This window comes from Mycobacterium sp. (assembly GCF_035623875.1).
Lineage (GTDB): Bacteria > Actinomycetota > Actinomycetes > Mycobacteriales > Mycobacteriaceae > Mycobacterium.
The window spans coordinates 1-8,750 of the sequence record NZ_DASPSP010000233.1; the positions used below are offsets into that span (position 1 = coordinate 1).

Annotated in this window: 10 protein-coding genes and 1 pseudogene; 4 read left to right on the forward strand and 7 right to left on the reverse strand. The window is 66.3% G+C overall.

Annotated elements, in window-relative coordinates:
• Positions 1-110 (forward strand): annotated as a pseudogene (locus VEI45_RS19050) (2-dehydropantoate 2-reductase); the annotation flags it as partial.
• A gap of 11 nt (positions 111-121) precedes the next feature.
• Here the strand turns inward: VEI45_RS19050 and VEI45_RS19055 are convergent.
• Positions 122-670 (reverse strand): hypothetical protein, encoded by a 549-nt coding sequence (locus tag VEI45_RS19055; RefSeq protein WP_324856022.1) that lies wholly within the window; start codon positions 668-670, stop codon positions 122-124.
• Positions 671-836: 166 nt separating this feature from the next.
• Between VEI45_RS19055 and VEI45_RS19060 the strand changes: the two genes are divergently transcribed.
• Positions 837-1,340: an SRPBCC family protein gene (locus VEI45_RS19060; protein WP_324856039.1), complete on the forward strand. Its 504-nt coding sequence runs from the start codon at positions 837-839 to the stop codon at positions 1,338-1,340.
• A gap of 115 nt (positions 1,341-1,455) precedes the next feature.
• On the opposite strand, the gene VEI45_RS19065 is transcribed toward VEI45_RS19060, so the two are convergent.
• Entirely contained in the window at positions 1,456-2,961 is a 1,506-nt protein-coding gene (locus VEI45_RS19065) for a carboxylesterase/lipase family protein (RefSeq protein WP_324856024.1), read from the reverse strand.
• Positions 2,962-3,033: 72 nt separating this feature from the next.
• On the opposite strand from VEI45_RS19065, the gene ypfJ reads away from it, so the two are divergent.
• Positions 3,034-3,909, forward strand: coding sequence for a KPN_02809 family neutral zinc metallopeptidase (gene ypfJ, locus VEI45_RS19070; protein WP_324856026.1), 876 nt, complete (start codon positions 3,034-3,036; stop codon positions 3,907-3,909).
• A 1-nt stretch (position 3,910) separates the two neighbouring features.
• Here ypfJ and VEI45_RS19075 read toward each other — a convergent pair whose 3' ends face one another.
• Complete coding sequence (locus VEI45_RS19075; protein ID WP_324856027.1) at positions 3,911-4,921, reverse strand: Rv2578c family radical SAM protein; 1,011 nt, start codon at positions 4,919-4,921, stop codon at positions 3,911-3,913.
• 125 nt (positions 4,922-5,046) lie between these two features.
• Between VEI45_RS19075 and VEI45_RS19080 the strand changes: the two genes are divergently transcribed.
• On the forward strand, positions 5,047-6,066 hold the full coding sequence (locus VEI45_RS19080; protein WP_324856029.1) for a hypothetical protein: 1,020 nt from the start codon (positions 5,047-5,049) through the stop codon (positions 6,064-6,066).
• 363 nt (positions 6,067-6,429) lie between these two features.
• Here VEI45_RS19080 and VEI45_RS19085 read toward each other — a convergent pair whose 3' ends face one another.
• The 4 genes from VEI45_RS19085 to VEI45_RS19100 form a co-directional block, all read right to left on the reverse strand.
• Entirely contained in the window at positions 6,430-6,714 is a 285-nt protein-coding gene (locus VEI45_RS19085; protein WP_324856031.1) for a WXG100 family type VII secretion target, read from the reverse strand.
• Positions 6,715-6,747: 33 nt separating this feature from the next.
• Positions 6,748-7,044: a WXG100 family type VII secretion target gene (locus VEI45_RS19090; RefSeq protein ID WP_324856033.1), complete on the reverse strand. Its 297-nt coding sequence runs from the start codon at positions 7,042-7,044 to the stop codon at positions 6,748-6,750.
• A gap of 86 nt (positions 7,045-7,130) precedes the next feature.
• Complete coding sequence (locus VEI45_RS19095) at positions 7,131-8,303, reverse strand: PPE family protein (protein WP_324856035.1); 1,173 nt, start codon at positions 8,301-8,303, stop codon at positions 7,131-7,133.
• Positions 8,304-8,377: 74 nt separating this feature from the next.
• Positions 8,378-8,750: PE/PPE C-terminal domain-containing protein (locus VEI45_RS19100; protein ID WP_324856037.1), on the reverse strand; the 373-nt coding region annotated here is incomplete at its 5' end.

The following is an 8,750-nucleotide window of genomic DNA, read 5'->3' on the forward strand; positions in this document are numbered from 1 at the left end:
ACATCCGCAACGAGGTGATCATCCGCAAGGCGCGCACCCACGGCATCGCGACGCCGATCAGCGACGTCCTGGTGCCGCTATTTGCCGCCGCCAGTGACGGCCCGGGTTAGCGGGTCAACTGTCAGAACCCAAAGCTTATGAAATCGCCGATGCTGAGGATCTCGCCGGGGAGAATCCACTGGTCAGCCGTCGATAGGGCGTTGTCGAGCGCATTGTCGGCATAGTCGGTCGGGGAAAGATTCGTGATGGTGGTCACCAGGTTGCTGCCGTCGGTGTACCAGGTTTGCGCTTCGGTCGTGGCGTTTGCGAGGGTCGTGGGGGTTTTGAAGGAAAACTCGAAAACCTTGTCGCCAATGACCGGTGCGCCCGTGAGCGCGTCGACCGTTCCCACCTGGAGGATATCTGGGACACCCACAACATCGTCGTCCGTACCCACGAACAACTGGTCCAAACCATCGGTTGGATCATTGCTGCTGAAATCCGTCGCCGCCTGACTGAAAGCGGTCTGAGCATAACCAAGCTCGGCCTGGACGTCGTTGGTGATGTCGGTCAAGGGGTCATCAGCGCGAGCGGTCGGTGGGGTGGCCGCGGAGAGCATTGCCGCGGCCGCGAATGCAGCGGAAGCCGCGCTCAGACCGACAAACACGGCACGCGATCTCTTGTGCCCCATGGCAGACTCCAATCTCTCGACGGCCCCAAAGATAACTGCCCAGCTGAGAAGATTGGCAGCCTGCACCAAGGAGTTTCTCAGAATATAACCTGTCGTTCTCACCGCAGATTCGTACGCCGGTCGCCGACGGCGCTGGTCAGACACCTTAGGAGCGACCATGGGGAAGATGTTTCCCTGCGAACGCGTCAGCGTGAGTTTTACCGAGACAACGCCATACCGGTTCACCAACAGTGTCGACCTCGCGATCACGCCCGAGCAACTGTTCGAGGTGCTCGCGGACGCGGAGTCTTGGCCGCACTGGGCGAGTGTGATCACCAATGTCACCTGGACCAGCCCCGAGCCCCGCGGTGTGGGCACCACCCGCACCGTCGACATGCGCGGCGGCATCGTTGGGAACGAGGAATACCTCATCTGGGAACCGTTCACCCGCATGGCTTTTCGGTTCAACGAATGCTCGACAAGGGCCGTCGCCGCGTTCGCCGAAGACTACCGGGTCGAGGTCATTCCGGGCGGCTGCCGGATGACCTGGACGCTGGCGCAGCAGCCAGTCGGGCCGGCCAAGGTTGCGATGTTCCTGCTCCGGCCGTTGCTTAACCTGGCCTTTCGCCGCTTTCTGGCCAACCTGCGCCGCTACACCGACGCACGCTTCGCCGCGACGTCGCAGGGTTAACGAAGGCCCAGAACGCTAACCTCTGAACAGGTTGGCGGGACCCTGAACAAATCACGTTGCGCGGCGCGTTGCAGCCACTCGTGTCCGGCAGCTCGTAATTTGCGCGTGCCCGGGATCAGTACAGGCCCTCCCACGCCGAGCGACGTTCGACGTCCGGGTCGTCGACGATGACGTCGGACGCGGACCGGATGACGCGGGTGGCCCGCCGCGGGGTGTCGTAGCGGGGCCAATAGGGCGCATAGTCACACCAGGCCCGACCGCCCGACCAGCCCGCGGTGGCGAAGTCCAACCAGCTCCGCTGCATACGACGGCCCACCGCGGGCGGTAGCCATCGGCCCAGCGGGTGCAGCCGTCGCCCCAGGCGAGAGCCGTAACTGTGCTGAACGTGCACGATCTCGCTGCCATGCGCAGCGCCCAGGCCCAGCGCCCGCAGCGTCCACGGCGTGTGGTCGAACCGGTAGACATACGTCGGCGCGTGTGCACTGTAGGCGTCGGCGAACGCCCAGGCCGGTGCGACGAACATGGCGTCCGCCCCGACGGCTTCCAGCGCGCGGCGGCGCGGGTAGTCGGGGTAGGCGGCCAGCACCCGCGCCCGCGTCTGGGGCGCCAACCGGGCGAAATAGCTGTCGATGTTGGCCGGTGTCGTCGGCAGCATCGGCGGCTTGTCCCGGGCGAACATCGACGCCTCGTTGCAGTTGGCACCGATGATCAGTGGAACCCGGGCCACCGCGCCCGCCCGCGCGGCCTCGATCGGGTGCCGCGGCAGCAGATCGACTCCGTAGGTCAGCCCATGAGCCAGCGTCGGCGTCGTCGCAATGCTCGCCAGCTGCAGCTCGCCGGCGGCTCGGCGCAACTGGCGCTGCGGCAGTTCTTTCAGCTCGGCGGCACTTACTCCAAGCCGGCTGAGGAGCTGCTGTGCCTGCTCGGCTCGCGTCGCGCGATCGGCGATCAACGGCAGGGCAGGACTCTGCGCGATCGCCCGCGCGAACAGCCCGTCGGCGGCCGGACTGGCCAGTAGCGCCAATATCGAAGTGGCGCCTGCGGATTCGCCGAACACGGTGACCCGATCCGCGTCGCCGCCGAACGCGGCGATGTTGTCACGAACCCAGGCCAACGCAGCGATCTGGTCGCGGAGGCACAGATTATTTTCGAAGCCCTCACCGAGGTCACCGAGCTCGAAACCGCCGAACACCCCGAGCCGGTAGGTCACGTTGACGACGACGACGTTGCCGTTGGCGGCCAGCCGCGACCCGTTGTAGAGCTGCAGTTGCCCGGCGCCGTTGAGGAACGCTCCGCCGGGGATCCAGACCATCACCGGCAGCGACCCGGATGCATCCGGCGACCACACCGTCACCGTCAGGCAGGCCTCGTCGCGGATCTTCGGGTCGTTGCGGTCGTTTGCGACCAACGAGCGGCTCTGCAGCGGCAGCGGCGCGTGCTCGACGGCGTCGCGCACACCCGTCCACGGCAAGAGCGGCGCCGGCGCGGTGAATCGACGCTGGCCGACGGGTTGCTGCGCGTACGGCACGCCGCGCCACACCGCGACGCCACCTTCGACGGTGCCGCGAAGATCACCGACCGTCGTGCGCGCGAGAGCAGGAACTTCGGCAACCGCGGGCACACCTGAATCGTAGTGTGCGAAGCTGATCCCGCCGGGCCACGAGCCGCGGCATACTTGCAAACGGAGAATGCGATGACCTTCAACGAGGGTATGCAGATCGACACCAGCACGACGTCGGCATCCGGCGGCGGGCGGGCAATCGCGATCGGCGGCGGACTGGGCGGCCTGTTGTTCCTTGTCGTCGCGCTGCTACTCGGCGTCGACCCCGGCAATGTGGCGACCCAGCTGCCGATGAACACCAGCCAGGACGTGGCACCCGGGTTCGACCTGAACCAGTGCCGGACCGGAGCGGACGCCAACAAATACGTGCAGTGCCGCGTGGTGGCTACCGGCAACTCCGTCGACGCGGTCTGGAAGCAGCTGATGCGCGGATACACCCGCCCGCGGGTGAGGCTGTTCAGCGGACAGGTCAACACCGGCTGCGGACTGGCCAGCACCGAAGTCGGGCCATTCTACTGCCCGGTGGACAAGACCGCCTACTTCGACACCGGCTTCTTCGACGTGCTACGCACCCAATTCGGTTCAAGCGGTGGACCACTGGCGCAGGAATACGTGGTTGCCCACGAATTCGGCCACCATGTGCAGGATCTGCAGGGAATACTCGGCCGTGCCCAGCAGGGCGCGCAAGGCGCCGGCGGCAGCGGCGTTCGCACCGAGTTGCAGGCCGACTGCTACGCCGGGGTGTGGGCGCACTACGCCTCGACCGTCAAGCAGGAAAGCACCGGAGTGCCGTACCTGGAACCGCTGAGCGACAAGGACATTGCCGACGCGCTGTCCGCGGCGGCGTCGGTGGGAGACGACCGGATTGAGCGAGCCGCGACCGGCCGCACCCACCCCGAGTCGTGGACCCACGGCTCGTCGGAGCAGCGCCAGCACTGGTTCACCGTCGGCTACCAGACCGGTGACCCCAACCAGTGCGACACCTTCCGCGAACCCAACCTCGGCTAGCTCAGAACAGCGTCGGCTGCGACGCCTCGGCGACCCGCTGCGGCGGGGCGACGTCGAATCGTCGATGATCACCGCCCAGCCCGTACCTGGCGATCAGCGGTGCCGCCCGCGCCCGTAGCTCGTCTCGGTAGGACGACGGCAAGTATGCTCCGCGCCGGTACAACCCGCGATACGGACCGACCAGCTGCGGGTGGGCGCGCGCCAGCCAGGACATGAACCATCCTCGGGTCGATCCGCGCAAATGCAGCCCGAACACCGTGACATCTGTGGCCCCGGCCTTCGCGATCTGGCGCAGCAGACCGTCGAGATGCTCGACGGAATCGGTCAGGTACGGCAGCACCGGCGCCACCATCACATGGCAGTCCAGGCCGGCGTCGCGAATCGCCGCGATCAGGCCGAGCCGAGCCTGCGGGGTGGGAGTACCGGGTTCGACCTGCTTTTGCAGTTCAGGATCACCGACCGCGAGCGAGACGGCGAGGCTGACAGGCACCTGCCCGGCCGCGTCGGCGATCAGCGGCAGGTCACGCCGCAGCAGCGTGCCTTTGGTCAGGATCGACAGCGGCGTGCCCGACCCCGCGAGTGCGCCGATGATGCCCGGCATCAACGCATAGCGCCCCTCGGCGCGTTGATAGGGATCGGTGTTGGTGCCCAGCGCGACGGTCTCGCGACGCCAGGATCTCCGGCCCACCTCGCGGCGCAGCACGTCGGCGACGTTTGTCTTGACGATGATCTGGGTGTCGAAGTCGTTGCCGCAGTCCAGCTCCAGGTATTCGTGCGTCGGCCGGGCGAAACAGTAACGGCAAGCGTGCGAGCAACCGCGGTATCCGTTGACGGTGTATGTAAAAGGCAACGCCGCGGCGGCTGGGATTTTGTTCAGCGCGGACTTGCACAACACCTCGTGGAATGTGATGCCGTCGAACTGCGGTGTCCGCACGCTGCGGACGAAACCGATGCGCTCCAATCCGGGCAGCGCGCCGTCATCGACCTCGATGCCCTGGCTGTCCCACCGCATACTCTATTCGAACCTTTGTTCGAGTGGATGTCAACCCTGTGGCCGCTACCAACGGTAGTAATCGTCGACGCGCCTCCTCCCCAATCTGCCTGCGGCGGGCCGCTTGTCATCTAGGCTGGACCACCGTGACGTCTGATTCCGACGGTCCGGACGACAATAAAAATCTCAAGTGGGCAATGGGCGCGGTGGGCGCCGTGGCCGTCTTGGCGACGATCGTCGCCGTGGTGTTGCTTTTCGGCGGCGGCGGTTCGGGAGCACCGAAAGGGGCTCAACAGGATAACGGTTCGGCACAGGATGGGGTGGCCAGCGCCAAAGACACCGGGCCGGTCACTGTGATCACCGACGACCCCAGCTGCGCGGCATGGACATCGATCAACAACGAGCTTGCGAACAGCGGCGCAGGTCTCTGGAATGACCGGGATCGATCGGTTCCGGCCTCGGCGTGGACGCCGAAGCTGCGCGCGCAATTCATAGCAGCCGCTCAGTCGATGCGGGGTGCCGCGGCACAAGCGGTCGGCTTGGTCAAGTTGACGCCGCACCGGGTGATGCGCGAGCTGTACCAGCAGTTCATCGCCTACGCGCGCGCCTACGCCGAACGCGTCCCCAAATACACGCCGGCCGATAACAACCTGGCGGGTGCCGCGAACAGCGCGTCGTCTGCTTTGGGGGCGATCTGCGCTGCCGTCATCGATGGTCCCGCGGCTGCGCGAGGCCCCCTGGTGCCGCCTTCGGCGCCGCCGTCGGACATCGCCCCAGTGGGTAATCCCGTCAACCCCCAGCCCTTCCTCACCACCACCAATCAGGTTTGCGATGACTGGAAGTTGGCGTTAGATCGGTTCGGCAAGCAGACGAACGCATGGCAGAAGCTGGACCCGAACATCCCGGCGATCTACTGGAATCGCGAACAGAGGGCCGTCAACTACGCGGTCGCCCCGGTGATGAACACCTATGCCAGCAAGCTGGAACAGCTTGGCCGGCAAAGCGATAACGCGATCTGGCAGGATTTCGCCAACCTTGCCGCCCAGTACCGCCGCGCGTTCGTTGTGTCGCTGCCCACCTACACGCCGACCGACAACCATTTGGCCAACGCCGCAAACTACGCGTCGACCACAATCCTCGGCGCTTGCGCAGCGGTGGGCATGTAGCCATTCGGCCCCGGGCGGCCGCAGCACCGCGGCGAACAGCTCCACGAGATTCCGCCGCGGCGTTACGTTCGGTGCCGCTTGCTGCTGCTAGATCTCCTTGGGCGGAGTCCGCTTGCACGACGTCCGCCACGAACTTTGCCGCCCCGCCACCGTCGTCACCGAGGTTGTATCCGTTGATGAATGCGTCCAGGACCGTGGAGAATCCATTCCCGAGGTCGCTGACGGCCAGGGTGTAGTTGCCGTTTTGCAACGCGTGACGATGTCCTGACTGACGCCTGCGAACCCAACCTCGGCCGCATGGGGCGCCAACATGGTTGTGGCCCGCACACCAGGTGGTGTGCGGGCCACAGGGGGTGGTGTGAGTTAGGCCCAGCTGGAGCCGACGGCGCTGTCGGTGGTGTTCATGTTGTTGCCGGCGGTTTGCACCTTGGAGCCATGAGCGTTGGCCTGTTGGTAGATGACCTGGAAGTTACGGCCCAACTGGGTGATGAACTCCTGGCAGGCCACCGAACCCGAGCCACCCCAGAAGTCACCGGCGGCCAGCACATCGCGCACGATGGACTGGTGCTCGGCCTCCAACGCGGCGGCCTGGGAGCGAATCAACGCGCCGTGAGCGTCCACGTCGCCGAACTGGTAACTGATCGACATAGCGTTCTCCTAAAACTCGTGTCGCGGTTTGGGCTAGCTGGACAGGATCTGCTGGGAGGCCTGCTCCTGCTGCTCGTAATTGTTGGCATCGCGGATCAAACCGTCGCGCACCCCGTGCAGCATGTTGACGATGTTGCGAAACGCCTGATTCATCTGGCCCATGGTGTCATAAGACGTCATCTGGGCCGTACCGCTCCAGCCGGCACCGGCGATGTTTTGGCTCGATGCCCACATCTTGCGGGCCTCGTCCTCCACCGTCTGGGCGTGCACATCGAAACGGCCCGCCATCGCCCGCATCTCATGCGGGTCAGTCATAAAACGCGTAGGCATATCTCTATCTCTCTTTCGTGAGGTTATCGAACTGGTCGAGATTGATCACTGGTCTCAGGCAAGCGGCATCGCCTCCCTCTTCGCCATCAGACGAATACCTGTTTGGGCATCACCTTCGGCTTGACGCCGTAGCGCGGCCCGGCCATGCCGTAACCGGATTTGCCTCCCGCGGAGGCCATCCCTGGCATGATGCCCGGCGCACCTCCCATGCCGGCGCCCTCTTCAACGGGCGCGGTCCAGCCGCTACCCGCCAAGGTGGCGTCGGTAACGGCGGACGGGGTGGCAGCCGACCAACCTGCCGGTACTGACAGCCCGCCGACCGCGGACGCCTCGCCCATGCCCGCCATCGCGGCTCCGCCGACCGGCGCCTCCGCGCCCGCCAGCGTCGTGCCGAAGCCCAACCCGGCGCCCAGCGGCGTGGTGTCGCTGATGGCGAAGCCGAACGGAGCGCCGCCGATGAAGTGGCCCAGCAGAGGCAGGGTCGCGGTCATCATGGCGGTGTTCCATGCCAGCGTGACACCGACGTTGTAAATGGTGTTGGAGACGATCGGCACGCCGAACAACCCGCTGAGAGCCGACAGTACCGAGCCGACGGTGTCCTGCGCCGGGGCGGCGGCCGCACTCACCGCGTTCTGCGTGCTGCTCAGCGCGTTGTTCAGCGTTGCCGAGGTCCCGTTGCTACCGACGGCCTGGCTGACTGCGGCAGCTTGTGCTCCCTGCCCGGCCGGGTTGGTGTTCTCGGTCGGGTCGGTCAGCGGTGTCAGCGTCGACGAGGCTGCCGACGCCGCGGCGGAGTAGCCATACATCGCGGCGGCGTCCTGCGCCCAGAACTCGCCGTACAGGGCCTCGTTGGCCGCGATCGCCGGGGTGTTCTGACCCAGGATGTTCGTCGCGACCAGCACGGCCAGCTGCGCCCGGTTGGCGTAGACAACCGCCGGCGGGATCGTGGCGGCATGGGCCGCCTCGTAGGCCGCCGCAGATGAGGTGGCCGCGGCGGCCGCGTCCTGCAGTTGCGTCGAGGTGGTGGTCAGCCAGGTGACGTAGGTCTGAGCCGACGCGGCCATCGCCGTTGACGACGGACCCGTCCACTCCGAGCCGAGCGAGGAGATTATCGACTCGTAGGACGCCGCGTTCGAGCTCAATTCCGAGCTGAGGGCGCTGAACGACGAGGAGGCGGCCATCAGTGGTCCGGCTCCAGAGCCCGAGTACATGAGTGTGGAGTTGACCTCCGGGGGTCGCGCTGCGAAATCGAAAGCCATTTGTCTAATCCCGTCCTTGAATCGATCGGATTGCGGTTGAGGTTTAACCGGCCATCATCGGCCGCTTTGGATTCCTAGGTGAGGGTCGGCTTAGGAATCGGTGGCATGACCTTGGGCTTGACGCCGTAGCGCGGGGCTCCGAAGCTACCCACGCCGCCGCGACCGCCATTGGCGACAGCGGGCATGCCGGCGATGCCGGGTCCCATCCCGCCGGTGGACGGCCCAGCGGTGGTCCAGCTCTGCGACGCCAACGTGACGGGCGTGCTCGCGGTCGGCACTCCCGCGCCGGCGGCCCAGCTGGGCGGCACCGACAACGGGCCGATTGACGACCCCCCGCCGGCCGCGGCCAACACCGGCGCAGCGCCCATTCCGCCTGCTCCGCTGACGGCCGCTGCCGGACCGACGTCGCCGACCAGGCCGGCTCCCAAGCCGCCGATGTCGGCCGAG

Bases quoted from the DNA above. Each gene is read 5' to 3' on its own strand.
- VEI45_RS19055 (WP_324856022.1), bottom strand. From the start codon at position 670: ATGGGGCACAAGAGATCGCGTGCCGTGTTTGTCGGTCTGAGCGCGGCT.
- VEI45_RS19060 (WP_324856039.1), top strand. From the start codon at position 837: ATGTTTCCCTGCGAACGCGTCAGCGTGAGTTTTACCGAGACAACGCCA.
- ypfJ (WP_324856026.1), top strand. From the start codon at position 3,034: ATGACCTTCAACGAGGGTATGCAGATCGACACCAGCACGACGTCGGCA.
- VEI45_RS19075 (WP_324856027.1), bottom strand. From the start codon at position 4,921: ATGCGGTGGGACAGCCAGGGCATCGAGGTCGATGACGGCGCGCTGCCC.
- VEI45_RS19085 (WP_324856031.1), bottom strand. From the start codon at position 6,714: ATGTCGATCAGTTACCAGTTCGGCGACGTGGACGCTCACGGCGCGTTG.
- VEI45_RS19090 (WP_324856033.1), bottom strand. From the start codon at position 7,044: ATGCCTACGCGTTTTATGACTGACCCGCATGAGATGCGGGCGATGGCG.
- VEI45_RS19095 (WP_324856035.1), bottom strand. From the start codon at position 8,303: ATGGCTTTCGATTTCGCAGCGCGACCCCCGGAGGTCAACTCCACACTC.